The sequence below is a fragment of the Anabaena sp. TISTR 8404 genome, assembly GCF_056847745.1.
In genome coordinates this window covers 4,306,307-4,331,458 of sequence record NZ_CP180578.1, presented here as the reverse complement: position 1 = coordinate 4,331,458, position 25,152 = coordinate 4,306,307, and the positions used below count along the sequence as shown (strand labels likewise).

Sequence of the window (25,152 nt, the reverse complement as noted above, 5' to 3'; positions counted from 1 at the left end):
TTTTTAAAGATTGTTTAGATCGATTCCCTTTTGTTGTAATTTAGCTAAGAGTTCTTGAAGCTGGTTTTGAGTTTCTTCTAGTTGCTGTTGTCGTGCAGTTGCTAATTCTTCTGGTGTGGAATATCGTTTACCATTTTCGTCGTACCAATATAGCCATTCCCGCGTCATTCCTTGATAAGTTCCGCGTTCTCTGCCAATACCTAAACCCACTTCTGGCATCCAAATTTTATCGCTGGATTGTAAAATGTATTCTCCATCAACTAAGCGATAAACTTCCAGGCGTTGACGTTTCCGGCGTAAGCGTGTTGGTGCGTAAATCACATAATATAATACGCCCAATTGAGCATAATCTAATTTCTTTTGCTCATATTCGTAGTTGTATGCTTGGGATACAATTTCTAACGTTAAAATTGGCGGAATACCATCTTCTTCCCACATCACATAACTAGAACGTCCATGTTCGCCAATAAAACGTTCTACGCCTAAACTTAAAAATCCATATGGTACGATCGCAGGTGTACTAGCTGCATAATAAATCCCCATATTTATACCAAAAAACCAGTCTTCACGACTTTGCCAAATGTTGGTTAAAATTGCTAATAATAAGCTGGGAATTAATATTTGTAGTTCATTATCCACGGGTGTATCGTCAGAGTCGGGTAATTCTGCTGATGAAGGTAAACATTCTAACGGATTGTAGTGAAACATACGAGTATTTCCTACTAATTGGGTTTTCCTCAACTTACCTGAGTTTGGCGTTGTAAACGCCTTTTTAAAGTACATAATCCAATAGCTGGTACAACTCCTAGAATAATTGCTGTAAATCCTTGTTGGCTACCATACAATATTGCTTCGGGAATAAAATTCTGCACAAAGGATAGTAACCAAACCAACAAACTAATCAATAAGAAAGCAATTGACGGGACAAAAATCCACCACCAGGATTTACTTGTGTAACGCCTTACTACTAACCATTGAAGTAATCCCATCCAAATTCCAGAAAAAATATAAGCAATTGTTGATAAGAATCCAAAGATAACAGCTAACTCAGGAGATAAAGCTTCATTAAGCGAACTGGCTATGAAGGAAATATAATTAATCCAAGCTGTCGCTACACAATCAGCAGTTAGCCAACCTATACTAGTGGCAATCATCCATCGCCAACCAGAAAGATAACGACGCACTACTAATGCTTGGTCACCAGCAAAAATTACGGCAAATACAATATTGCTGAGTAATCTTATCCAATAACTCCATATTTGCAATTGTGAAGCCCCAGCCGCAGCAAGACTTTGTGTCAGAATTCTTTCTACAGCAAGACTGAACACACCACCTACCACCCAACCCAAAACTGTCATAAAAATAAACAATAGAAAAAACCTGCGGCTTTGGGAACGTGGGATTAATAATTTTCCTGGTGCGGAATTGCTATTAGTAGCTGCAACATTAGAAGGATTTGGATTATTAGAATCAGTTGGCATATTAAGTTAAGTAAAGCTAAGACTTGGGCTTTTAAAGCAAGCCTTCTGAAAAAGCGTAATCTCAGAATGATAAGCTAAACATTGACATAACAAAGTGACTTAGGATGAAGTGTTAAATGGGTGTTTCCTCAACGGCTCCTCATCTCCTGCGGGCTGCTCGTGGTGAAATAGTAGATCGTCCCCCCGTATGGATGATGCGACAAGCGGGACGATATATGAAGGCGTACCGAGATCTAAGGGAAAAGTATCCTTCATTTCGCGAGCGCTCCGAAATTCCTGAAGTAGCGATTGAAGTATCCCTGCAACCTTGGAGAGCCTTCCAGCCGGACGGAGTGATTTTATTTTCCGACATTGTAACTCCATTGCCTGGTTTGGGCATTGATATGGACATTGCGGAAGGTAAAGGGCCAATTATTCATTCGCCCATTCGCACTCAAGCACAAGTTGATAGCCTGCATAATTTAGATCCAGAGGCATCACTACCGTTTATTAAACCCATCTTGCAGGCGTTACGCCAAGAAGTGGGCAACAAATCAACAGTATTAGGCTTTGTCGGTGCGCCTTGGACGTTAGCTGCTTATGCAGTCGAAGGAAAAGGTTCTAAAACCTATTCCATCATCAAAAACTTGGCCTTCTCAGACCCGGCAATTTTACACCAACTGCTAACAAAATTGGCAGATGCGATCGCTGTTTACGCCCGTTACCAAATTGACTGCGGCGCTCAAGTAGTGCAAATGTTCGATTCTTGGGCAGGACAATTAAGTCCTCAAGATTACGATACCTTTGCCCTGCCTTATCAAAAACGAGTATTCCAGCAAGTCAAACAAACCCACCCTGACACACCATTAATTCTTTTAGTTAGTGGAAGTGCTGGCGTGTTAGAAAGAATGGCTCAATCTGGTGCTGATATCGTCACCGTTGACTGGACTGTAGACATGGCGGATGCTCGCGCTCGATTAGGCAAGCACATGAAAGTACAAGGTAATCTTGATCCTGGTGTACTCTATGGTTCCAAAGAGTTCATCCGCGATCGCATTTATGATACCGTTCGCAAAGCTGGCAATTGGGGTCATATCCTCAACCTTGGTCATGGTGTCCTACCAGATACCCCAGAAGAAAACGTCGCTTTCTTCTTTGAAACAGCCAAGCAACTCAGTACAGCAGCACTGGTGAGTTAACTACCTTTGTGTCTTTGTGGTAAGAAAGTTTTTACCACAAAGACACTATTTTGCGCCTTTGCCCGGCAGTCGCTTCAAGTCGGGAAACCCGCCCAGCGCGCTGCCTTGCCTTTGCGCGAAACAAATTTTATCCCGGAACATTTAACTTTATTATTAACTCTTAATTGCAAAAACATTTAATATGAGTCAGAAAAGAATTTTAGTCACAGGCGCAAGTGGCTGCATCGGTCATTACATTTCAGAAGCATTAATTCAAAATACAAATCACGAGCTATTTTTACTAGTTAGAAACCCTAATAAACTGCAAGTCAATACACAATTACGCCCCGGTATTACTGTCTTGCAAGGTGATATGCAAGAAATTAAACGCTTTGCTGATTTATTATCAACTATTGATGTAGCAGTGTTAACAGCAACAGCTTGGGGCGGAGAGAATACTTACGATATTAATGTCGCTAAAACAATAGAATTGCTCAGTTTGTTAGACCCAGAACGTTGCGAACAGGTAATCTATTTTTCTACAGCTAGTGTTTTAGATAACAAAAACCAACCTCTTAAAGAAGCAGGTGAGATTGGCACTGATTATATCGGTTCTAAATATCAATGTTTGCATGAGAAAGAAAAACTAGCGATCGCACCTAAAATTACCACGGTCTTTCCCACGCTAGTTTTAGGTGGCGATGCTAACAAACCCTATTCGCACCTTACATCTGGCATTCAAGAAGTTACAAAATATATTAATTTAATTCGCTTTTTACAAGCAGACGGTAGTTTTCACTTTATCCACGGAAAAGATATTGCTACTGTCGTACAATATTTAATTGAAAATCCACCCCAAACAGAGAAACAACGCAAATTAGTTTTAGGTCAAAAAGGGTTACACGTTAATCAAGCAATAGAAGAAGTTTGTACTTATCTAGGCAAAAAAATTTATTTTCGTATTCCCCTATCCATATCATTAGCTAATTTGATTATTGCGGTGTTCCGTATTCAAATGGCTGCTTGGGATAGATTTTGCATGAATTATCGTCATTTTACTTATGAAAATGCTGTCAATCCTGCTAGTTTTGGTTTGCCAAATTATTGTGCAACCATGAGTGATGTGTTGAAAATTAGCGGTGTGCCTGGAAGAAAATAAATTACTAATTTCAATCCCACACCCGACACAAATTCAAAATAAACCCTGGTAAAACTGCTTCACCCAACAACTCAGCCAGATTTTCTAACACTTCTACCGCCAAACTTGGGCGATAAATTTCTACCCATCCCTGCTGCGGATCGATTAACCAGCCTAGTTTTGCGCCATTTTCGATATACTCCCTCATTTTCTCTTGTAGAGTTTTGAGGGTATCCAAACTATAGCGTAATTCAACTATAAAATCTGTGCAGATATTAGCAAAAGTTCCTTTTTGTTCGGGAGTTAGTGCTTGCCAACGTTTTTGACTTACCCAAGAAGCATCAGGAGAACGAATCGCACCATTGGGTAAGACAAAGCCAGTTGAGGAGTCAAAGGCTTGACCCGGTTCACCCGCATTCCGCCACCACAGGTATAATTCTCCAGCAATACTCCAATTGCGTTTCCCAGTTTCCCAACCAGTTGGCGGATTCACGATTAATTCTCCTTGTGCCGTTCTTTCCAGTCTCAAGTCTCGGTTAGCTGCGGCTATTGCGGCAAACTGTTCCTGGGTGACATACAATGCGATCGCCTTCGGTAACTCAATCAATAGCGTTTCTGGGTTAGCAGGTATCTGTGCCATCTTGACCTCTTACATCACTAAGAATCGATGGTCATCCTATTTTTACAATATTGAATATTCTTTACAATGAAGGCACAAATTAATAATTGCACAGTCAAAACTATTAACGGTAAGCTAAAGCCAATATAACTAAAAGTCAATAAGTAATGATTTTCGTTAGAGTGGGAAAATAATAAGAGTGTGAGGATTGCTACTACATGCGAGTTTTATTAGTCTATCCAATATTTCCTAAAACCTTTTGGTCTTATGAAAAGATTCTGGATTTAGTCGATCGCAAGGTTTTATTACCACCTTTGGGTTTAGTTACTGTAGCGGCAATTCTGCCCCAAGAATGGGAATTTAAACTAGTTGATCGCAATATTCGCCCTGTGACCGAAGCAGAATGGGCATGGGCAGATGTGGTCATTTTCTCGGCGATGATTGTCCAGAAGCAAGACTTACTCGAACAGATTCAAGAAGCAAAACGGCGTGGTAAGTTAGTTGCAGTTGGTGGCCCTTACCCAACATCCACACCCCACGAAGTCCAAAATGTTGGTGCAGATTTCCTCATTCTGGATGAAGGGGAAATCACCTTACCGATGTTTGTGGAAGCAATTCAACGGGGTGAAAAATCTGGGACTTTTCGTACCACAGAAAAACCAGATGTCACAAGCACGCCCGTACCCCGCTTTGATTTGCTCGAACTAGATGCTTATGACATGATGTCGGTGCAATTTTCGCGCGGTTGTCCATTCCAGTGCGAATTTTGCGACATTATTGTTCTCTATGGTCGTAAACCACGCACCAAAACCCCAGCCCAACTGTTAGCAGAGTTGGATTATCTCTATGAATTAGGTTGGCGGCGGGGTGTGTTCATGGTAGATGACAACTTTATCGGTAACAAGCGGAATGTGAAATTATTACTGAAAGAGTTAAAAGTCTGGATGCAAGAACATCAGTATCCTTTCCGGTTTGATACCGAAGCTTCTGTGGACTTGGCGCAAGACCCTGAATTGCTAGAATTGATGGTTGAATCTGGATTCTCGGCGGTATTTCTGGGAATTGAAACACCAGACGAAGATAGCTTGCAACTCACCAAAAAGTTTCAAAATACCCGTAACTCCTTGATAGATGCAGTGCAAACCATCATCAAAGCGGGTTTGCGTCCAATGGCTGGGTTTATTATCGGGTTTGATGGTGAAAAAGCAGGCGCAGGCGATCGCATCGTCCGTTTTGCAGAACAAGCTGGTATTCCCTCAACTACTTTCGCTATGTTACAAGCGCTACCCAACACTGCACTGTGGCATCGTCTGAAAAAAGAAGGTAGATTGCGAGAAAATACAGAAAGTAACATCAACCAAACCACGTTGATGAACTTTATTCCTACCCGTCCTTTAGAAGAACTTGCCAGGGAATACGTTGAAGCTTTTTGTACTTTATACGACCCAGTAAAATATTTAGACCGCACCTATCGCTGCTTTTTAATGATGGGTACACCAAAATGGAAAGCACCCTTCAAAATGCCAGAGTGGGTAGTAGTGAAAGCACTGCTGATTGTCATTTGGCGACAAGGAATTAAACGGGAAACCCGTTGGAAGTTCTGGCATCATTTATTTAGCATTCTCAAGCGGAACCCTGGTGTTCTTGAACATTACATTGCTGTTTGCGCCCATAACGAGCATTTTCTAGAATATCGCCAAATTGTCCGCGACCAAATTGAAAGCCAGTTAGCTGCATATTTGGCACAAGGCGCAGAAAAACCTTATGTGCCAGTGGCAGAAAAAACAGAGGCGATCGCTAGTTAAATTAAAGATAGGAAATAGGGAGTAGGGAATAAAAAAACATCCTCTCCCAAAATCCAAAATCTAAAATCTAAAATCCAAAATTGTATGTCTTCCACCGCATCAGAAAAAGTCCGTTGGACAACTGCTGACTTAGAGTTATTTCCTGACGACGGCAAGCGTTATGAGATAATCGATGGAGAACTGTTTGTGACCAGAGCGCCGCATTGGAAACATCAAAATGTTGGTGATAATGTTTGTATGCAGCTAAAACTCTGGTCTAGGGAAACAGAGTTAGGTGATGCTGCTACTGGTATAGGAATCATTTTCAACGATGCTGATAATGTGATTCCTGATGTAGTTTGGGTAAGTAATGAGCGTTTGTCAGAAATATTGGATGAAGCGGGACATTTAACAGGTGCGCCGGAGTTAGTAATAGAGGTTCTGTCTCCAGGTGAAGTGCAGAAGAAACGAGATAAGCAGTTAAAGCTAAAACTATACTCAGTTCAAGGAGTGCAAGAATACTGGATTTTTGATCGCGAGAGAGAAACAGTAGAAATATACCGTCGTGAAAATGGTGTTTTAAAATTAGCGGCTACTTTATATAAAGAAGATAATTTAACTAGTCCGCTTTTGCCAGGATTTAGTTGTGCTGTTAAGGTTTGTTTTAGTTAGCGATCGCCTGATAATTTTATAGCAAAGATACCGAGTATTGATTTGGTTGCGGCGTGCATTGGGGCTGTTGGGATGCGTCAAAGAGGAAGCTTTGCAATGCGATTCATTCACTCCTCTGCACTGGATGCTATCCAAATTAACAATAACTCCTCAATAACAACCTCAACCGATAGCTTTCTGGAAACGATGATAACCCCTGAGCTTTGATTGCTGGTAATAAACGTAGCAAATTCCGATGGCATTGTTTTGCGGTCGTGACTAACAAGAATTCGTTGCTGTTGCGCTGCGATCGCCAATACTTCTGGATCTTTAACTCCTGCCAATCCAGCAGCAAAGGCTGTTTGAAAGTCAACTGTCGGCTCTCGTCGTAAAACCCCTGTGACGATTGCTTGGTTCAAATCAGCATCGGCTTAGTAGCGAACAATCACGGCTCTACCTGCTGTCTTGCTGCTTTAGCCGCTATGAGTTTGTTATACAAATCAGGATCACTGGCTTGAAGAGGTTGAGGCATAGAATCAAATGCTGCTTCCTTTGCTGCTAAGTAAGCATCGATTTCAATACTATTCGCTAGATAAAACGCGATCGCTCCATAAACCTGTTCAAGTGTCAGCAACGGAAAAGACTGAACAATACTTTCAGGCGATAACCCTTTTCGGAAAGCGTAGACAATCGAGTCAAGGGAAATCCAAGTTCCTTCTACCCAATAAGCATCATTGCGGTATTCTACGTAAGATTTAGCTGCTAAGACTGGCATAAATCCACTATGAATCTAACTGTTTTCAATCATAAATGGATTTTTGCTGGAAAGATTAGCATAGACTGTTCTTCAAACTTAGTTGATGGAGAATACCAGATCAGTCAGTTTCGAGATAGCGATCGCCCAATCATTCGATGAGAAAATTCAAAGCGATCGCCCTCAGTATAAACCTAAAACTGCCAATTCAGTTGTAATCCCAAAACATCTACAGAGCTTTCAAATTCACCTCTAACTGTACCCGTGGTAGTGCTGGACTGATTGATGGGGCTGTCTTCTGCAAAAACATGACTATAGGCAACATCAAGGCTAAAGGACTTGGAAGGACGGTAACTAGCACCCACACCTACCAAAGTGCGATCGCCACCTGGTAATCTAGCAGTTACAAATTCATCTTTAATGGGACTAGGATCGTAAGTCACACCAGTCCGCAGTGTTAATTTATCGTTCACCGCGTAATTTACACCAACTCCAAAACGATATGTATCTTCCCAGTTTTCTGGCTGCACACTATCTGCTTGTCTGGGATTATCAAACTGAACCCGTAATTCTTTAAAGCGACTCCAATTTGTCCAAGTCACATCACCAACAACCGAAACACGGGGACTCAATTCTTGATATACAGCAAGTGATAGGATATCAGGAAGATTGACAACGGCTTTAGCCCCGGTATCTGTAAACTGACCTCTCGCTGTTAGTACTTGAAGACTTTGTGGAACCGTGAAATCTGCATTCCCCCGAATATCTTGGGTAATCGGAGAACGGTAACTTAAACCGATGCGGGTGCGTTTGCTTGGTTCATACATTACTCCTAAGTTATAACCCACACTCCAATCAGAACCAGTTACTTTCACAAAACCATCTGCTTGTTGCGGTTGGGTAGGTAAGCCGACACTCCGCCCGATTAAACCAAAGTCAATGGCGTTAGAAAGTGTAGCCTCTGCATACTGTACATCTAAACCTGCACCCACAGAAAAGTTATCTGACAATTTAGCCGCCACTGTGGGATTAATATTAATTGTGGAAAGCCTAGACTCGACAGCTTGGTAACGTCCAACCCAATCATTACTATATTTTGTCGCCAAGCCAAAAGGAACATTAAAGCCAATACCCGCCTTCACCGTATCAGACAGACTCCAAGCAGCGTAGAGATTTGGGACAATAACATCAACACCAGCTTCACCGCCATTACTTCCTGTCAAGTGCGCACCTGTGACAACTGTTGAACCCTGATTTTGAAATTTCACCGTCGGGAAAATCACAAAGGTAGCTCCAGTAATTGAGTTACCTGTTAAGTGCGTCAACCCAGCCGGATTAAAAAAGATAGCACTAGCATCGTCAATGTTAACAGCAGTTCCCGCATAGCCATTGCCCACGTTTTTGACACTTTGTTCATTCAGGGCAAATCCGCCAGCTAATACTAAATTTGCAGTGTTACTAATTATTAATGCTGTAAGTGTTGGTACTAAGTAAAAATGCGCTTGCGATCGCTTCATATTAAAAAGTTTTTAAGTGCTAATACTTATTGTGCATCAACTTGATACATCCTTATAAGTGATATTTGTGACAATAAGTGAAGCAATCAGCTAAATTAAATTTAATTTTTGTGAGGATAAACTACTTAGTTTTTGACAGTGATATTTTGCTTTTTGATTATCGATTTAAACTCTTCCAATAACTTGGGATACTAACTCCGACACTTGATTAAGTAATGCAATATCTATATTAATTTGATAATTTCCTAACTCTAAAATACTATGCACAACTTTTGCTAAATCTGCATTTCCTTTTCTTGCGCCTAAACCATTAATTTAACACTCAATTTGTCTTACGCCACAATTTAAGGCTATCAATGAATTTTCAACAGCCATACCTAAATCATCATGGCAATGAACTGCAACAACAGCTTTGTCAATATTAGGAACTCGATTAAAAATCATTTGTAGAAGTTGGGAAAATTCTGCTGATGATGATAGCCCTAAACTATCAGGGATACTAACAGTTGTCGCACCATGAGTAATTGCAGTTTCAACAGCTTTACACAAAAAATCAGGTTCACTTCTCGGAGCATCAAAAGCGCTCCATTCGATATCATCACAATAATTTCGCGCTAAAGAAACACTAGCTTTGATAGTTTCTAATACCTGTTCTGCGTTTAATTTAGATTTATTTTGTAGATTGACTGGTGTATAAGTATGAATTTTCCCTTTAATTGCGGGTTTAATAGCTTCAGCAACGCTAATTATTTCCTCTGGTTTGGTGCTGGCTAATCCACAAATTGTAGAATTTTTGATAATTTTTGAAATATTAAAGACCTCACCAAAATCTTTTGGTGAACTTCCTGGATAGCCCACTTCAATAATATCTACTCCCATTTCTTCTAATAGTTGGGAGATAGCTATTTTTTGTTCTAGATTCATTTTGACACCAGGTATCAGTTCGCCATCGCGCATGGTGGTATCAAAAATTATCAATTTATCCATCTTGAAGCAGTGAGCATTAATTGGCCGCAGACTGAGCTTCTTGATACATGATTTCCTGAAACTGGATCATATCTTTTTGCGGATCTGCAATGCTAACTTTCACTAACAACTGTTCACCTAATGTCACAGAACGTCTGAAAGCCATTGGCAACTGCAAGCCCAAATCTTCTAATAGAATCAGTGCTAAGTTACTGTCTTCTCGTAGCCACATTAAAACTGTGACTGACCAAATTTGCTCAGGGTGACGACGGAGATATTCTAATGCCCAATATCTATTAGTTTGTCTTTCCACCATTGTTACCTCTTGGGTAATGGTAGAGACAGTCATCATCACTTCTTTGAGTTGTTCTGCGGAAAAAGGTAGCACTTCACCCCGGAGGTGGGCTTTGAGTTGAAAATGGGTGAGCAAATCACTGTAACGGCGGATGGGTGAAGTTGCTTGGGTATAAGTATCTAAACCCAAACCTGCATGGCGTACAGGGGTGATGCTCATTTCACTTTTGGGCATACAGCGCCGCATAGCACAAGCACGAACGAATCCTGCCGGTAGCTGAATTAATTCTTCTTCCGGTGGCAATTCTGGCTGTGGCTGACCACGAAAGGGCAAGGGTATATTATGGGTTTGACCGTAACGGGCGGCTACTTCACCAGCAAGAATCATCATTTCTGCTACCAGTTGCCGCGATGAGGAATCATCTAAGATATCAATACTAATATCGTCGCCTTTGACTTTAATCATCGCCTCTGGCATATTAATGCTGATGGCTCCTTGGTTGTAACGCCAAGATTTACGCTTTTTTGCCCAGTTTGCGATCGCTTCAATTTCTGGTTCTGCTTGTACCCCTAATTCCAGCATCTCATCGACATCTTCGTAGGTGAGCCGATAAGTCGGTTTAATTAAGCTGGCATGAATACTGTAATCTTCTACTGCCCCATTACTATCTAAAATAATTCCAAAACTGAGGGCGCAACAAACTCTTCCCTGTACCAGACTCATTGGCCCAGTTGCCAAGATTTCCGGGAACATGGGAATCATCCCTGTGGGCAAATAAACTGTACTACCGCGCTTTCTAGCTTCTAAATCTAAGTCATCTTCTGGCTCTAACCAGCGCGTAGGGTCAGCAATATGTACCCACAATCTTTCTCTGCCATCGGGTAGTGATTCCCAACTGAGACCATCATCTATCTCAGTCGTACTTTCATCATCAATTGTGTAAACCTTCAGATGAGTCAAATCCAGGCGATTTGCATCTAAATCTGTTGTTGGGGAATCCAAACGCTGTTGCGCCACTTCTAATACCTTGCTAGGAAACTGAACTGGAATTGACGAACGACGCAGGAACAAGTTTTCATACGGACTCCACCAGCCCAGGTCTACTAATAATTGAAATGCTCCTTGGGGGGTTGCAGGCCGCCCCAGCATATTCATGGTTTCTAAGACTGGTGCTGGAGGAGGATAAGCCCTAGCTAGGGCATCATATTTTACTCCCTCCCGCACAATATCGGCCATTAAGGCTGCGTATTTTTCTAATGCTTCTAGGCGCTGGCGGTCATGGCGTTGCCATTCTACTGCTTCACCTTTGAGCGCTTGCTCGACACGCTCCAAAAATTCCTGCTGTCCCTTTGCTTTGAGGGTTTCTACTTCTATTTGGTGTTTACGTTCTGCTACCTGCGCCGTTGTGCGCGGTTCATAGGCATCGCCTTTTTGCTTGAAGTAGAGTTTGTCATCTGATAACAAGCAATGGGCTGCATAACAAGGGGCTGGGTCTGATTCGGAAAATAGCAGATTCGCCATTTGCGTTGGTGTGACTGCTTCCCCGTCCTCTACTAGTAATTCCCAAGCCACTTCCAAGCTGGATGGGTCTAAATAAGGCTTGACTTGCTCCAGAAATTTGGGTATGTCAGAGGACTTGTAAGTTTGTCCGTTAACTGTATATGTAATTTGTCTCGGCGCGAGGCTGTGGGATTGACTGCGTTCATCTACCACAAACCAACGGGTCTTACCATCTGGACGATCTACCACACCCAGACGGCGATCGCCTTGAACCCTAAATTCAACTAGCGTCCCCTTCTCCACAACCCTCGCACTCTTTTAATTTTAGATTTTAGGTTTTTGATTTTAGATTTAATAAACACTATTAAATCTTGAATCCTATCAATATTTATGTAGGAATCAATTTTACACTTTATTATTCAGATTTGAGATTTTGGACTCAGAAAGACAAAGCCAATTCTTTCAATCAGCTTTTCCCGTCGATCCAAAATCTAAAATCCTAAATTTAAAATTGATTTAGCCTTCAGCGTTGATGAATGGCAACAACGCTACAATCCGCGCCCGTTTAATTGCTAATGTTAAGTCTCGCTGTTGCTGACAAGTCAGCCCAGTAATCCGGCGAGGTAAAATTTTGCCTCGTTCGGTAATAAACTTCCGCAGTAAATCAACATCTTTGTAATCGATTGGCTCTCCTGGCTTAATTGGAGACAGACGGCGACGATAATAACTCATCTTTACTTAATTTCCTTGTGAACGGTATGTTTGTTGCAGTGGGTACAGAACTTATTCAGTTCTAAGCGGTTGGTCGTATTACGACGGTTCTTCATGGTGGTATACCGGGACACACCAGGAGAACGTTTGTCAGGGTTGCTACGACACTCGGTACATTCTAGTGTCACAATTATGCGGACACCTTTACTCTTAGCCATAATCTTACAAACAGTAAAGCCTGAAGAGAAATTTACACAAATGACTATCTTCGCACATTTCGTTGCAAAGTATCAACTAAACGCTTGATTTTTAGATCGAGCGAGTAGCCCCGACGCGACGAAACTATAAAAGTTCTAGCGTAACGGTCATGCAAAGCTTGCCGCAACTGGGGATCAGAGAAAGCTGCACCACAGTCTATTGCCAGAGGAAGTAATAGCAGTATAGCAGTGGGATTAGCTCTAATGTTGCCGAGGGCGATCGACACCAACAAAGCACCAAAGCCAATTATAGCTTCTCGCTTCACCAGTGCCAGCAACTGGGGAATTCTCCCTACTACTTGGCCATTTTCTACTTCTAAGATTTTCAAGTCAAAAGCCCAGCGTCCCAAACTTTGCCCTTGATTGTTAAATACCACCACTACCCGTAAAATCAGCCAACAAAAGATAAAAACTAAAATTTGGACAAATTGAATACCAAGGCTATTACTACCAAATAGTGAACTGACTAACCAAGCACCTAAAAAATCCAGCCCCAAAGCCATACCGCGCCGCCAAATCTCAGCTTTGGGATAGTGTTTTTGCGGAATTCTTTCGATAGTCATATAAAATAGGTATTTTTATTTAGCGGTTGGGAAATAATCTATGCTTCTATTTTTAATATTAAGGTGATAGCTTGGTGCTGGCTTTGCTGAAAAAGTTCAGAATCATGCCAAATAAAGCTAAAATTTTATCTTTGCGATTGCTCGAATGCCAGAAATTAGCCGTTTTTTAGGAATTATTATCACTATGTATTATAACGACCATCCGCCACCACATTTCCACGTTCGCTATAATCAGCAAAAAGCAATTATTGATATTGATACTTTATCAATATTAGAAGGTAAACTTTCGTCTAGAGTATTAGCGCTTGTACTTGAATGGGCAAACTTACATAAAACAGAATTGATGGATAACTGGGAAAAAGCTAGACTCAATGCTCCTCTAGAAAAAATTGAACCACTGGAATAAGTTATGCTCAAAGACATTGTTGCAGTCGAACCAAAAGAAAGTTATCAACTGTACATCAAATTTGAAGATGACAAACAAGGAATTATTGATATTAGTAAATTCATTTCCTTTACAGGAATTTTTGCACCACTAAAAGATATTAACTATTTTAAACAAGTAAAAATAAATCCTGAATGGGGAACTATTTACTGGGAAAACGGTGCTGATTTTGACCCCGATGTACTTTATGCAGAAATTACGGGAGAAGCAATCAGTAATTATCAAATTGCAAAAACAGCAAATGAAGATTGAACTATAGCAGCAGTGTATCGCTTTAAATACTAGCTTACATAAAAAATAGCTTACCAAGTTATTTATGATAAAACCCAACATTATCAAAGGATATGTTGGGCTTTTTGGTTTGTTTTATGAATTCCTTAATGTTTCTAATACTCCATTTATATGGAGGTAAATCTTTAGAAAATAGGACAATTACCAGATTTAGCCGCTTGAATATCTATGATAATTTTTCTATAGCCTGCTGCATAAAGTAATTTTTCTGCTTGTTCTTTTGCGTTTTTATTAGCAGTATCTATGATACCATTTTCACAAGCTTCTACTCTAATGGTTTTAAGAGCATCTCTTTGTTCTTGGTCTTGTAGTTCAATTTTTGATTTAAAACTAACTCCATCACGATGATGATCTAAAAGACGTGAAGATTCAACATCTAGAGTAGTCTCCGTGATGTATGGTGGAGGTAAGATAATATGTACTAAATGATTATTTTCATCCAATTCTTTAACTTCAAGTAACTTCATATCCATTCCAACACGAATCGTACCTACTCCTTCATAAATAACTTTAGTCTGTCCCAAAGGAATAGAAAAAACTACATTTTTTTCTTGTTCAACTACAGTAGCTTTACTTTGCATTTTCACAACGTTAAAGTCACTTATTTCTTTTAATCCACCAAGAATAACTGTTTGTATTTTTGTCTCACTCTTAGTAGTAAACCAATGACCAGAAAAAATATAAAAGCTCAACAAAAGTATAGAGAGAGAAAATATTATTACTGCGATTGCTGTTTTTTTGATGTCAACAAAAATACCTGTAGCACCTTGTATTGTCTGCATTAAGCCACTGAAAGAAGTCATCACTAATGCCTTTTAGATTGTATTTAGAGAGTAATAGTAATATTGGTAACTTATAATACGGATATATAGCTCGCGTCTTTACTCTTAAAATAATTGATATCAGTAATTTCGCTGTGTCAGAAATCCATTTTAAATTTACTTTATAAAATCTGAAAGATTTACTAATTACCCAAACAGATAAATAGTAGTTTTCTTAATAAGAAGAATTATGTAAATAACTTGAGGCAATAGCAATGTTACCAGTTAGGGATGCAGAAGCAATTATTTTAAATTTGGTCAAACCGTTAGATACTGAACGGGATATTGAAATTGTAGATTTATTGGCAGCAAGCGATCGCATTCTGGCAAATCCCATCACCAGCCAGCTAGATTTTCCCCATTGGGATAATTCCGCAATGGATGGCTATGCAGTCCGTTACGAAGATGTACAGCAAGCTAACGCTGAAAAGCCAGCCATCTTAGAAATTGTTGAGGAAATCCCCGCTGGATATCAACCTAAAACCGCAATTCAACCAGGACAAGCAGCAAGAATTTTTACTGGTGCAGTAATTCCAGCAGGTGCAGATACCGTAGTGATGCAAGAGAGGACACGCCGCGAGGAAAATTGCGTTTTTATTCAAGCCGCACCTCAACCAAAAGAATTTGTTCGACGCAAAGCATCTTACTATCAAGCTGGAACTCAACTGTTACCAGCAGGAATTAAATTAAAGGCGTCAGAAATAGCGGTATTAGCAGCAGCACAGTGTCCCCAAGTCAAAGTTTACCGCCGTCCAAAAGTAGCAATTTTTTCAACTGGCGATGAGTTAGTCACACCAGATACACCACTACAACCAGGGCAAATTGTCGATTCTAATAATTATGCCCTGGCAACTTTAGTCAAAGAAAGTGGAGCAGAACCTTTATTATTAGGCATTGTTAAAGATAATGCAGTTGCTTTACAAGAAACAATTGCCTACGCCATCGCTAATGCTGATATTGTGCTTTCTTCTGGTGGAGTTTCTGTTGGCGAATATGATTATGTTGACAAAATTTTAGAAGCTTTAGGTGCAGAAATTCATATTCGTGCTGTGGAAATGACTCCGGGCAAACCTTTAACTGTTGCGAATTTTTCTAATCAAAACTCAGCACTTTACTTTGGTTTACCAGGAAATCCTGTTTCTGCTTTAGTAAATTTTTGGCGGTTTGTACAACCAGCAATTAAAAAATTGGCTGGACTTGCTGAAGGTTGGGAGGCAAGATTTTTAAAGGTGCGATCGCCTGATGAATTACGCGCCAATGGCAAACGCGAAACTTATATTTTGGGACGCTTAAATTTAGTTAACGGCGTTTACGAATTTCACAAAGCTGGCGGTAGTCATAGTTCCGGCAATTTAATTAACTTAGCTCAAACTAACGCCTTAGCAGTTTTACCAGTCGGTCAAACTTTAATTTCACCAGAAGAAGAAGTTCAAGTTTTGTTAATTGCTACGGTGTAAATTATGAGCTTTGACAATGTTTGTAAAGTATTAGCTGAAAAATATCCAGCAGAATTTGTTAATTGGTTACTCAATGAAGAATCGACACAAGTTAAGGTGTTGAAAACCGAATTGAGTTTAGAACCAATTCGTGACGATTCTGTAACATTTTTGCAAACAACCAATCGAATTTTACATATCGAATTTCAAACTCGCACCATCTCAAATCCTCCGCTTCCATTCAGGATGCTGGATTATTCGGTAAGGTTAATACGTCAATATAATGTCCCTGTAACCCAGGTAGTGATTTTTTTGCAAGAGACAAATAACGAAATTGCTTTTACCGAAGAATATGTAAATGAGACAACTACTCACCGTTACCGAGTTCTACGAATGTGGGAGGAAGACTCAGCAATATTTATCGATAACCCTGCATTATTACCTTTAGCACCATTAACACGCACAACCTCACCTCAACGGTTGCTGTCGCAGGTTGCCCAGAGTCTTGCTAGAATTCCTGATAGAAATATTAGGCAAGATATTGTAGCTTACACCGAGATTTTAGCTGGTTTGAAATTTGAAAAAGGATTAATTCGTCAATTTTTAAGCGAGGATGTTATGCAAGAGTCAGTAATTTATCAGGATATTTTACAGAAGGGACAACAACAGGGAAAAGAACAGGGACAACAAGAAGAAGCCTTCCGGTTTTTGATGCGTCAGTTAACTCGACGTTTTGGTGAGATAGACTCGTCGATTATTGAGCGTATCCGAGTATTATCTACTGAACAATTGGAGATATTGGGTGAGGAATTTGTAGATTTTTCTACAATATCTGATTTGGTTAATTTATTAGAACAACAAGAAAATAGTTGAACAAGTAATAACTAAATACTTGGCTCATCAAGCAAACTGTCAGTTTGTAAAGGATAAACATGACGTAAGCTGCGCCATGACTGAAAAGGCTGGTCGTCAATCATTACGTTTGGTTTGGGAAGATAACCAATAAAACAATCATCCAGTCCTAATTCTATAGCTGAAGCACGGGCATATTCACTACCGCCACTACTCCAACAGTAGAGAACTGCTCCTTTTATTTTGAGTTGTCGAATTGTCTCGATAACACTTGTTATAGGAATACGCTTTGTCCCAAATGAGCGAACGAGAGTATCATTAACATCAACAAAAATAACCATATTTGTAGCTGTTTTTTTATTTTTAACGCACCACAGAGACACAGAGAACACAGAGTATAAAAGTTAGATTTCTTTGCGCCTTTGCGACTTCGCGTGAGCATTTCACTGGACTAAAGCTCTAACATCATTTGCAGAATCTAGTTGTAAGGCTGTTGCTACGATCGCCTCAGCTTGAGCTACAGTTAATTTTGCGATCGCCTGTTTAACTATCCCAATAGCTTGAGGATTCACACTCAATTCATCTAACCCTAAACCTATTAATATTCCTGCGGCTGTGGGATCTGCGGCTAATTCTCCACATAATCCTACCCAAATTCCGGCGGCGTGGGCAGCTTGTACAGTTTGTTGTATCATTCGCAATACGGCAGGATGTAAAGCATCGGCTAAATAAGCTACTCTGGGGTTATTGCGATCGCCTGCCATGACATACTGGCTTAAATCATTAGTTCCGATACTGAAAAAGTTGACTTCTGCGGCTAAATGATCAGCTATAGCGACTGCTGCGGGGACTTCTATCATCACACCCACTTCCATATTTTCACTGAAGCTGATACCTGCTTGGCGTAGTTCTGCCTGTACTTCACCTAAAATTGCCTTAGCGGTGCGTACTTCTGTCACACTCGCAATCATCGGGAACATTACCTTAATATTGTGTTCTGCGCTGGCGCGTAAAATAGCCCGTAATTGAGTTTTAAATAAATCGGGATGATCTAAACAGAAACGTATACCCCGCCAGCCTAAGAAAGGGTTGGCTTCGGGAATGCCGAATCTCAAATAAGGTAATGGCTTGTCGCCGCCGACATCTAGAGTGCGGATAATTAACGGACGGTTATCTAAAACTTGGGCGATCGCCTGATACACTGCTAGTTGTTCTTCTTCTGTGGGTGCGGTGTTCCTATTTAAATACAAAAACTCAGTCCGCAGTAGTCCCACACCTTCTGCACCACCAGCCACAGCCACTTGTACATCTGCGATACTGCCAATATTTGCAAGGACATTTACCTGTTTTCCATCACGGGTAATTGCTGGTTGATGCGCCTTGGCGAGTGCTTCTTGTTTGGCTGTTTGCCAAGCTTCTCGTTTAGCCTCCAATGCACCGAGAATATCGGGTTCTGGTTCTACCCAAGCCTTGCCACTTTCACCATCTAGTGCCATTAATGTACCATCTTGCAACCGCAACACTTCTGGATTAACACCCAAAACGGCGGGAATTCCCAATGTCCGCGCAATAATGGCGCTGTGAGATGTGGCACTTCCCGACACTGTACAAATACCGAGTACCTTGCTGGGATCTAAACCGGCTGTGTCTGAAGGTGTCAAGTCTGTGGCTAGTAAAATTGCTGGTTCTGTGAGATGCAAGCTAGTAGCGGCACTTCCGGCTAACAGTCGCAGCACTCTTTGTCCAACATCCACCACATCTTCGACACGTTCTTGTAAATACGCATCATCTAAGGTGCGGTAGGAAGTTGCAACTTCATCAATTGCGGCTTGCCAAGCTGCTTCTGCATTCAGGTGATGTTCCATGATGCGTTGCTGCACAGTTTCTAGCAACACTGGATCTTCTAAAAATAGTAAATGAGCATCAAAAATTGCGGCTTCTGTATCACCTATTTGAAATGATGCTTGCGAGAAAATTATCTGAATTTCTTGTTGAGCCGTGTGAATGGCTGACTGTAAACGCTGACATTCTGCTTCCGGATCGTTGACATGGTATTGTGTTACCGTCACCGGGGCAGGTTCATAATGAATTACAGGTGCGATCGCAACTCCTGGAGAAGCCGCAATTCCTGAAAGTTCGCCATGAGTCGCTAGAGTTGCTTCTTGCTGTGTTGTTAGTGGAGACACAACAGCAGTATCATCTTCACCAAAGTTATTAGCAAATAAGGTTTGTAAAGCTGCTAGTGCTGCATCAGCATCAACACCAGTCGCAGTAATTAATACTTCGTGTCCTTGGCGCACGCCTAAAGTTCCAACTTGGTTAATACTGTCACCCCGGACAACTGCTGTATTTCTAGTTAAATTCTGCACATGAATTCGAGATTGAAATTTTGCGGCTGTGGCGACAAACTGCGCCGCCGGACGCGCGTGTAAGCCTAAACGATTATGAACAGTCAGTCGAATTTCTCTACTAGGATAAGCTGCACTCGTTATGGGTTGAGTATTAGTACTACTGTCAATTGTTATATTAGTAACGCTTAATTGTGTAGCTTTGGCGTTTAATGCTCCTCTCGCTTCTGCCATTACCTGCTGGATATTTTTACCTGTAGCGGCTGCAACGGCTGCTGCGATCGCACCTTCTACCAGTGGTGCTTCACAGAGGTATACTTTTTCTTGATGTGCTTCTGGTAAGAACTCCACAGCCATTTCTGCATTCATGACGGCACTACCGAGATCCATCAAAACCAATACACCATCATCACTAAATACAGATGCGATCGCCTTATAAATCTTCAGTGCATCCGTACCGAGTGGATTTTCTGCATCTTCAATACCAGCCGCCACCGCAATGGCAACTTTGTCCTGAACCATTTGTGCAGCGAGTTCCTGCACACCCAGAGCCAATTGTTTACTGTGAGAAACGATAACTATTCCGACCACTGCAACACCATCAACTTTGTTGAGAGTCTGAGATTGAGCAAGCTACTCGTTGCAGTCCAAAATAGCATCAATATTTCATTACCGTTGCAATTGTCCAAAAATATTTAGAATGAGGTTTTGCAGCTAGGGCAAGGATGCGATTTTACTTGATATTCAGAAATAGTCCAAACTATTTTTACATAACCATGACGTACAAATATCCATTGGCTATTTGTTTATCCTTCGTATATTTAACTAAATAACTACGTAACTCAATAACCTCCCTTAGCCCAGAGAAACTTATTTCTTTTGAAAGAAAGGTTTTTGAAGAAAGTTCTGAGCCAAATTTGTGAATATAATCTGTCAGTTCCGAGCAGAATTGATTAAGGACATTTTCATCTAAATCTTTTGATTTACAAATATATGCCCTACCAGACAAACCTTTCAAAGTGATAGATTTATTAATGGATTTTTGTTCAGGTAATTGCTTTTGACTCCTGACTTTATCCCTTCTGTTTTTTTTATCATTTTGAGCCTTTTGAATTGGCAGATTATCTACAATGCCAACTTCCTCAAATTTTGCGATAAAACGCTCAAAAGTGCTTACAATATCTGGAAAGGATATTAAAATTGGCTGTTCGGTAAATTCTTGTGGATTGTAGACAATATAAGAACCGTCTTTTTCTAATTTCATTGAAAAATTTAAAGTGTACTTCATGAGTCTTGAGGAGTCTTTTCTCTAGCGACTATAGTTATTCTGATACCGTATGAATCAACCGCATCATACGCTGTTTTTGCAGCTGAACGACATCGAATTATAATTTCTGTTGCATCTGGAACAGCGCGAAGTTGAGCGCCTACTATTCCATCAAGCATTGGACGAGTCAGATGACGATCCTTAAACTCCAAGGCAATTTTTTGTTGAGACATTAATAATCACCATTGATAAGGATATTTCTGATACGTGTTGCTACATTTTTTGCACCTCTCTCGGTTGGGGCAATTATCTGGATAATGCAGTCAATTCCGCCATCTTTGCCAAAACGTTTATCGATACCCTGACGTGTAATTCTCTCACCATAAACGTCTGTAAACTTAACTGTTTCAAAACTTTCTAGCCTATCCATTAAACGTTTGAGTTCTTCATGCTCAAAATAGTAGCCCATTAGGCTAGGTGTTAATTTTTCTACTGGTGTAAACTTCTCAACTTGGGAAGAGTTGAACAGTTTTTTGACACATCCTACTATCAGTTCAATCACAGCATTTGCCTCTTAATTCACTTTCGCTGTGATTATTATTCCCACACTTATGCTTTGGTTATCACATTGGCAACTCAACTTACTTAGTTCTCCATACATTACTTAGAATAAACGGCTAATGTAACGAAAGACCGCCCAGCATATCTTTATTAATTCTGTTTATAACTAGCTTCTAATCGGCAAAATTCTTACTCTTGAACGAGAACGGTCTATTGTCATCAAGACACCGGCTTCTAGTTGTGTTTGGAATTGAAGTAAAGTTGTAATTACTAACTCCCCAATAGCAGCAGGTAATAAATCTTGAGTACGTACTTGCACGACACTAGGGGAGTTGGCTTGAGTAGCTGCTAAAAGTGTTCCAAAATCTAAATCATTTGTAAACACAATGTAGTTGTTATCAACAGCCCAAGTCATAATTACACGGTCTGTTGCACCAGGATTTCCAATAGTTGACCAATGAACAGCTTCAATACCTGCTTGTACAAAAGTTTCCACCCATTCCGGTGAAAGATTCATATCAATAAGAATTTTCATGCTGAAGTTAGAGGCAATTCTATCTCCTCAACCCGCCAAGCTGCATAAGCTAAAGCCTCATAAATATCAGCTAATTCTAAATAAGGATAGGCTTTGAGAATTTCTTCTGGAGTTCTACCAGATGCCATTAATCCAACAAGAGTACCAACAGTTACCCGCAAACCACGAATACAAGGTTTACCTCCCATGACTTCAGGGTTGAATGTAATTCTAGTTAGCTGATTCATAAGTATTTCTGTTATAAAATCAACGACCTGATTTATCGTTATTTTAAATTATTGGGATATAGGTTTTTATCTGCCTAATCTTCCACCACTTCTATCAACTCTTCAATCGATACATCAAAGACACGCGCCAGCTTTAGCACAGACATTAAATTAGCCATTGACATTCCAGGTGAGTTTGCGTAAGTTGCAACAGTGCTGTAGGGAAGTCCAGAACGCTCAGATACTTCCTTGAGTGTCCAACCTCGCGCCGTAGCAAGTTCTTTAATTCGCAATTTAAACACACATTATCCTGACTTGACAGTATCGAGATTTCGATTTTTAATAGTTTTAGCCTCAAAAATCGAAATCTCGATTTTTGAAGTAAACACATCAAAAGCGATCGCTCGTCTTGCCTGGAAAACAACAGAGCGATCGCTATTCCTAACACATCCCACAAAGTGGGAAAGTATTAACCTATGATACCAACCTCAAAGTCAAAATTAAATAGTCATCCTTGGTGTATTATTCGTTAACTACCCAATATGCAAAGGATAGTAGTAGCTAGGTTTCATCGTCATCATGATGCAGATGCTTACAGGCAAATTCTTCAGCGATTATTACCTACCGCCAGCCATGTAATTATATTTGACTCTGAGACGGCACAAGATTTTTAAATCTGTCACCTGTCACTTCTTACCTGTCCCCTGTTCTAATTTCAACAAAAAACCGAGAAACTTTGATGTTTCCCGGTTTATTTTTAATATTAAAACCCTCAGTTAAAGGAAACACTAATGTGTTCCCTATAATTCTTTAGCTAAATTAAACTTTAGCAGCAGCCTTGGTGACAGCGTTCAATTCACCTTTAGCATACTTAGCAGCAAAATCTTCTAAAGTAACTTGCTTAATCTTGCTTGCGTTACCAGCAGTACCGAATTGTACATAGCGTTCAGCACAAACCTTCTGCATATATTTGATAGAAGGCTTGAGGAAGTGACGGGGATCAAATTCCTTGGGAGCTTTTGCTAAAGCTTCGCGCACAGCTGCGGTGATAGCCAAACGGTTGTCGGTGTCGATGTTAACTTTACGAACACCACTCTTGATACCTTTTTGAATTTCTTCTACAGGTACGCCGTAGGTTTCAGGAATAGCACCGCCGTACTCGTTAATCAAAGCGATTAAATCTTCAGGTACGGAAGAAGAACCGTGCATTACCAAGTGGGTGTTAGGTAGGCGACGGTGAATTTCTTCAATACGGCTGATAGCCAAAATTTCGCCAGTTGGTTTGCGGGTAAACTTGTAAGCACCGTGGCTTGTACCAATAGCTACAGCCAAAGCATCTACTTGGGTTGCTTCTACAAAGCTAACAGCTTCATCGGGGTCGGTTAACAGTTGGGAGTGGTCAAGAGTACCTTCAAAACCGTGACCATCTTCAGCTTCACCCGCGCCGGTTTCCAGAGAACCCAAGCAACCGAGTTCACCTTCTACACTTACGCCCAAAGCATGAGCTACATTTACAACTTCACGGGTAACATTAACGTTGTACTCGAAGCTGGCAGGGGTTTTAGCATCAGCTTCCAAGGAACCATCCATCATTACGCTGGTGAAGTTATTCTTGATAGCTGAGTAGCAGGTAGAAGGAGCATTACCATGATCTTGGTGCATCACAATGGGAATGTGAGGATATGTCTCTACAGCAGCCAAAATCAGGTGGCGCAGGAAGTTTTCACCTGCATAGTTACGAGCGCCACGAGAAGCTTGCAAAATGACGGGGCTATCTGTTTCTTCAGCCGCCTTCATAATTGCCTGAATTTGCTCCAGGTTGTTAACGTTAAAAGCTGGGATGCCGTAACCGTTCTCAGCCGCGTGATCCAACAGCAGCCGCATTGGTACCAGCGCCATAGATAGTCCTCCTAATGTGGTTGTCAGCTAGTCGGTGTGAGACAAGCGTAAAAGTTACGCTAATCTTAAGAGTTTTTTCAACTTATAGGAAATTATAACTAGTGTCGGGTGTTTATGTTGAAAAAGTTTACGCCATCTCTCATCAAGATGCCTTATGCTTGACTTCAACGACTGTCAAGTATGCTACGTTACAGTTTTTTGTTTTGGTAGTGTGTTATTCCAGATGATGCAAATATACAGGCAATGCCTGCGGCGGGCTTTGCCTACGCACTTCATTTCGCTTCCAGTTTCTCAACAAATGCTGCGTGTTCAGAAGATTGCAAGCCTGCTTGTAAAACACTCACCACAGCTTCCAAATTTCCCGTTAATAACTCTGTAGCCGCTAACCACAAACCGGGAAAAACCTGACTTCGCATAATTCCATCATGATCAGATATTAATTCTAAATATTCACCTTGTTCCAAATAAAACCAAGTCAATTTTTGATCGAGAACTTGCCAGACAATATATTCTTTAACTCCATTGCGGCGATAAGCTTGTTTTTTTGCATGAAGGTCAATCGCTACACTACTTGCAGCAATCTCTACAACTAACTCTGGCGCACCTTCGATATAATCATCCTCACTCTCCCTTGCTTGACCGCCTGCTGCTTGGTCAATAAGTAAAACCGCATCTGGTTGAGGTTCATTATCCAAATCTAAACGTACAGTGGGTTCGATCGCTAAAAATACATTAGGTGTAGCAGTTCGATAAGTAAATAACCAACCGATTATGGTACTGTGCGGTTCACCATGACTTCTAAAACGTAACGCAGCAGGCATTATATAAACAATTCCTTCGATTAATTCAGCTTTTTTGACGTTAGGCATAGCGTTATAACGACGCTCAAATTCATAGCGGGTGAGTTTGTCGCCGTTTTCTAACTGAGGAATTGTTCGATGTTGTGGAGGAGTTTTGACCATAGCGATCGCATCTTGGTTGAGCTTATGCCTATCCTACAGAATTATTTGTGCGTAGACGCGGAGCGGCTTGTCCTTGGACATCGCCTTTTCCGAATCCCCACATACAATAAGACTTGCCTCAACTTCGAGTTTCAGC

At 40.7% G+C, this 25,152-nt stretch carries 33 protein-coding genes; 10 read left to right on the top strand and 23 right to left on the bottom strand.

From position 1 onward, the window contains the following. Positions 1-3 precede the first annotated feature (3 nt). Positions 4-708 (bottom strand): Uma2 family endonuclease, encoded by a 705-nt coding sequence (locus ACMX3D_RS18795; RefSeq protein ID WP_482747386.1) that lies wholly within the window; start codon positions 706-708, stop codon positions 4-6. 29 nt (positions 709-737) lie between these two features. After that, entirely contained in the window at positions 738-1,481 is a 744-nt protein-coding gene (locus tag ACMX3D_RS18790) for a hypothetical protein (RefSeq protein ID WP_482747385.1), read from the bottom strand. Positions 1,482-1,597: 116 nt separating this feature from the next. Between ACMX3D_RS18790 and hemE the strand changes: the two genes are divergently transcribed. Both hemE and ACMX3D_RS18780 read left to right on the top strand, forming a co-directional pair. After that, the gene (gene hemE / locus ACMX3D_RS18785) at positions 1,598-2,659 is read left to right on the top strand and encodes a uroporphyrinogen decarboxylase (protein ID WP_482747384.1); all 1,062 of its coding nucleotides are present in this window, start codon (positions 1,598-1,600) and stop codon (positions 2,657-2,659) included. 181 nt (positions 2,660-2,840) lie between these two features. Next, positions 2,841-3,797 carry an NAD-dependent epimerase/dehydratase family protein gene (locus ACMX3D_RS18780; protein ID WP_482747383.1) on the top strand — a complete coding sequence of 319 codons (957 nt, stop codon included), beginning with the start codon at positions 2,841-2,843 and terminating at the stop codon, positions 3,795-3,797. A 10-nt stretch (positions 3,798-3,807) separates the two neighbouring features. Here ACMX3D_RS18780 and ACMX3D_RS18775 read toward each other — a convergent pair whose 3' ends face one another. After that, positions 3,808-4,416 carry a Uma2 family endonuclease gene (locus ACMX3D_RS18775; protein ID WP_482747382.1) on the bottom strand — a complete coding sequence of 203 codons (609 nt, stop codon included), beginning with the start codon at positions 4,414-4,416 and terminating at the stop codon, positions 3,808-3,810. 197 nt (positions 4,417-4,613) lie between these two features. On the opposite strand from ACMX3D_RS18775, the gene ACMX3D_RS18770 reads away from it, so the two are divergent. Continuing rightward, positions 4,614-6,200: a B12-binding domain-containing radical SAM protein gene (locus ACMX3D_RS18770; RefSeq protein ID WP_482747381.1), complete on the top strand. Its 1,587-nt coding sequence runs from the start codon at positions 4,614-4,616 to the stop codon at positions 6,198-6,200. Between the two features lie 84 nt (positions 6,201-6,284). Continuing rightward, positions 6,285-6,851, top strand: coding sequence for a Uma2 family endonuclease (locus tag ACMX3D_RS18765; protein ID WP_482747380.1), 567 nt, complete (start codon positions 6,285-6,287; stop codon positions 6,849-6,851). 107 nt (positions 6,852-6,958) lie between these two features. On the opposite strand, the gene ACMX3D_RS18760 is transcribed toward ACMX3D_RS18765, so the two are convergent. Together ACMX3D_RS18760 and ACMX3D_RS18755 are read right to left on the bottom strand one after the other, a co-directional pair. Beyond that, positions 6,959-7,249 carry a DUF5615 family PIN-like protein gene (locus tag ACMX3D_RS18760; RefSeq protein ID WP_482747379.1) on the bottom strand — a complete coding sequence of 97 codons (291 nt, stop codon included), beginning with the start codon at positions 7,247-7,249 and terminating at the stop codon, positions 6,959-6,961. Positions 7,250-7,275: 26 nt separating this feature from the next. After that, on the bottom strand, positions 7,276-7,605 hold the full coding sequence (locus ACMX3D_RS18755) for a DUF433 domain-containing protein (RefSeq protein ID WP_482747378.1): 330 nt from the start codon (positions 7,603-7,605) through the stop codon (positions 7,276-7,278). 9 nt (positions 7,606-7,614) lie between these two features. On the opposite strand from ACMX3D_RS18755, the gene ACMX3D_RS18750 reads away from it, so the two are divergent. After that, positions 7,615-7,746, top strand: coding sequence for a hypothetical protein (locus ACMX3D_RS18750; protein ID WP_482747377.1), 132 nt, complete (start codon positions 7,615-7,617; stop codon positions 7,744-7,746). A gap of 32 nt (positions 7,747-7,778) precedes the next feature. Here the strand turns inward: ACMX3D_RS18750 and ACMX3D_RS18745 are convergent, their stop codons facing one another. The 6 genes from ACMX3D_RS18745 to ACMX3D_RS18720 form a co-directional block, all read right to left on the bottom strand. Further along, on the bottom strand, positions 7,779-9,101 hold the full coding sequence (locus tag ACMX3D_RS18745) for an OmpP1/FadL family transporter (RefSeq protein WP_482747376.1): 1,323 nt from the start codon (positions 9,099-9,101) through the stop codon (positions 7,779-7,781). Between the two features lie 315 nt (positions 9,102-9,416). Continuing rightward, positions 9,417-10,088: a beta/alpha barrel domain-containing protein gene (locus ACMX3D_RS18740; RefSeq protein ID WP_482747375.1), complete on the bottom strand. Its 672-nt coding sequence runs from the start codon at positions 10,086-10,088 to the stop codon at positions 9,417-9,419. Between the two features lie 16 nt (positions 10,089-10,104). Continuing rightward, positions 10,105-12,165, bottom strand: a complete 2,061-nt coding sequence (locus tag ACMX3D_RS18735) for a ribonuclease catalytic domain-containing protein (RefSeq protein WP_482747374.1) — start codon at positions 12,163-12,165, stop codon at positions 10,105-10,107. Positions 12,166-12,378: 213 nt separating this feature from the next. Further along, the gene (rpsR, locus tag ACMX3D_RS18730; RefSeq protein WP_062296148.1) at positions 12,379-12,594 is read right to left on the bottom strand and encodes a 30S ribosomal protein S18; all 216 of its coding nucleotides are present in this window, start codon (positions 12,592-12,594) and stop codon (positions 12,379-12,381) included. A 2-nt stretch (positions 12,595-12,596) separates the two neighbouring features. Continuing rightward, a complete protein-coding gene (gene rpmG / locus ACMX3D_RS18725) occupies positions 12,597-12,791 on the bottom strand; it encodes a 50S ribosomal protein L33 (protein ID WP_083468823.1) in 195 nt (64 codons plus the stop codon). A gap of 44 nt (positions 12,792-12,835) precedes the next feature. Continuing rightward, a complete protein-coding gene (locus tag ACMX3D_RS18720; RefSeq protein ID WP_482747373.1) occupies positions 12,836-13,393 on the bottom strand; it encodes an RDD family protein in 558 nt (185 codons plus the stop codon). A gap of 145 nt (positions 13,394-13,538) precedes the next feature. Here ACMX3D_RS18720 and ACMX3D_RS18715 point away from each other — a divergent pair, with 145 nt between their 5' ends. Together ACMX3D_RS18715 and ACMX3D_RS18710 are read left to right on the top strand one after the other, a co-directional pair. Continuing rightward, positions 13,539-13,799 (top strand): DUF4160 domain-containing protein, encoded by a 261-nt coding sequence (locus ACMX3D_RS18715; protein ID WP_482747372.1) that lies wholly within the window; start codon positions 13,539-13,541, stop codon positions 13,797-13,799. 3 nt (positions 13,800-13,802) lie between these two features. After that, positions 13,803-14,090, top strand: coding sequence for a DUF2442 domain-containing protein (locus tag ACMX3D_RS18710; protein ID WP_482747371.1), 288 nt, complete (start codon positions 13,803-13,805; stop codon positions 14,088-14,090). Positions 14,091-14,254: 164 nt separating this feature from the next. On the opposite strand, the gene ACMX3D_RS18705 is transcribed toward ACMX3D_RS18710, so the two are convergent. Further along, positions 14,255-14,932 (bottom strand): DUF4230 domain-containing protein, encoded by a 678-nt coding sequence (locus tag ACMX3D_RS18705; protein ID WP_482747370.1) that lies wholly within the window; start codon positions 14,930-14,932, stop codon positions 14,255-14,257. A gap of 233 nt (positions 14,933-15,165) precedes the next feature. Between ACMX3D_RS18705 and ACMX3D_RS18700 the strand changes: the two genes are divergently transcribed. Then, positions 15,166-16,407: a molybdopterin molybdotransferase MoeA gene (locus ACMX3D_RS18700; RefSeq protein WP_482747369.1), complete on the top strand. Its 1,242-nt coding sequence runs from the start codon at positions 15,166-15,168 to the stop codon at positions 16,405-16,407. Between the two features lie 3 nt (positions 16,408-16,410). Continuing rightward, positions 16,411-17,259 carry an Rpn family recombination-promoting nuclease/putative transposase gene (locus tag ACMX3D_RS18695; protein ID WP_482747368.1) on the top strand — a complete coding sequence of 283 codons (849 nt, stop codon included), beginning with the start codon at positions 16,411-16,413 and terminating at the stop codon, positions 17,257-17,259. Between the two features lie 11 nt (positions 17,260-17,270). Here ACMX3D_RS18695 and ACMX3D_RS18690 read toward each other — a convergent pair whose 3' ends face one another. The 9 genes from ACMX3D_RS18690 to ACMX3D_RS18650 all read right to left on the bottom strand — a co-directional run bounded on the left by ACMX3D_RS18690 (position 17,271) and on the right by ACMX3D_RS18650 (position 22,610). Then, positions 17,271-17,579: a hypothetical protein gene (locus tag ACMX3D_RS18690; protein WP_482747367.1), complete on the bottom strand. Its 309-nt coding sequence runs from the start codon at positions 17,577-17,579 to the stop codon at positions 17,271-17,273. Positions 17,580-17,681: 102 nt separating this feature from the next. Next, positions 17,682-20,177: a phosphoenolpyruvate--protein phosphotransferase gene (gene ptsP / locus ACMX3D_RS18685; RefSeq protein WP_482747366.1), complete on the bottom strand. Its 2,496-nt coding sequence runs from the start codon at positions 20,175-20,177 to the stop codon at positions 17,682-17,684. Between the two features lie 175 nt (positions 20,178-20,352). Next, on the bottom strand, positions 20,353-20,874 hold the full coding sequence (locus ACMX3D_RS18680; protein ID WP_482747365.1) for a hypothetical protein: 522 nt from the start codon (positions 20,872-20,874) through the stop codon (positions 20,353-20,355). Further along, positions 20,871-21,086, bottom strand: a complete 216-nt coding sequence (locus tag ACMX3D_RS18675) for a hypothetical protein (RefSeq protein WP_482747364.1) — start codon at positions 21,084-21,086, stop codon at positions 20,871-20,873. Before ACMX3D_RS18675 ends, ACMX3D_RS18680 begins: the two co-directional genes overlap by 4 nt. After that, on the bottom strand, positions 21,086-21,415 hold the full coding sequence (locus ACMX3D_RS18670; RefSeq protein ID WP_482747363.1) for a hypothetical protein: 330 nt from the start codon (positions 21,413-21,415) through the stop codon (positions 21,086-21,088). The genes ACMX3D_RS18675 and ACMX3D_RS18670 overlap by 1 nt, the downstream gene beginning before the upstream one ends. 165 nt (positions 21,416-21,580) lie before the next feature. Next, positions 21,581-21,949 carry a DUF5615 family PIN-like protein gene (locus ACMX3D_RS18665; RefSeq protein ID WP_482747362.1) on the bottom strand — a complete coding sequence of 123 codons (369 nt, stop codon included), beginning with the start codon at positions 21,947-21,949 and terminating at the stop codon, positions 21,581-21,583. Continuing rightward, positions 21,946-22,176: a DUF433 domain-containing protein gene (locus ACMX3D_RS18660; protein ID WP_482747361.1), complete on the bottom strand. Its 231-nt coding sequence runs from the start codon at positions 22,174-22,176 to the stop codon at positions 21,946-21,948. The genes ACMX3D_RS18665 and ACMX3D_RS18660 overlap by 4 nt, the downstream gene beginning before the upstream one ends. A gap of 74 nt (positions 22,177-22,250) precedes the next feature. Further along, the gene (locus tag ACMX3D_RS18655) at positions 22,251-22,457 is read right to left on the bottom strand and encodes a helix-turn-helix domain-containing protein (RefSeq protein WP_482747360.1); all 207 of its coding nucleotides are present in this window, start codon (positions 22,455-22,457) and stop codon (positions 22,251-22,253) included. Positions 22,458-22,460: 3 nt separating this feature from the next. Beyond that, positions 22,461-22,610: a hypothetical protein gene (locus tag ACMX3D_RS18650; RefSeq protein WP_482747359.1), complete on the bottom strand. Its 150-nt coding sequence runs from the start codon at positions 22,608-22,610 to the stop codon at positions 22,461-22,463. A gap of 87 nt (positions 22,611-22,697) precedes the next feature. Here ACMX3D_RS18650 and ACMX3D_RS18645 point away from each other — a divergent pair, with 87 nt between their 5' ends. Continuing rightward, the gene (locus tag ACMX3D_RS18645; protein ID WP_482747358.1) at positions 22,698-22,829 is read left to right on the top strand and encodes a hypothetical protein; all 132 of its coding nucleotides are present in this window, start codon (positions 22,698-22,700) and stop codon (positions 22,827-22,829) included. 145 nt (positions 22,830-22,974) lie between these two features. Here ACMX3D_RS18645 and fba read toward each other — a convergent pair whose 3' ends face one another. Both fba and ACMX3D_RS18635 read right to left on the bottom strand, forming a co-directional pair. After that, positions 22,975-24,054, bottom strand: coding sequence for a class II fructose-bisphosphate aldolase (gene fba / locus ACMX3D_RS18640; RefSeq protein WP_482747357.1), 1,080 nt, complete (start codon positions 24,052-24,054; stop codon positions 22,975-22,977). A 272-nt stretch (positions 24,055-24,326) separates the two neighbouring features. Beyond that, complete coding sequence (locus ACMX3D_RS18635) at positions 24,327-25,016, bottom strand: Uma2 family endonuclease (RefSeq protein ID WP_482747356.1); 690 nt, start codon at positions 25,014-25,016, stop codon at positions 24,327-24,329. Positions 25,017-25,152 lie beyond the last annotated feature (136 nt).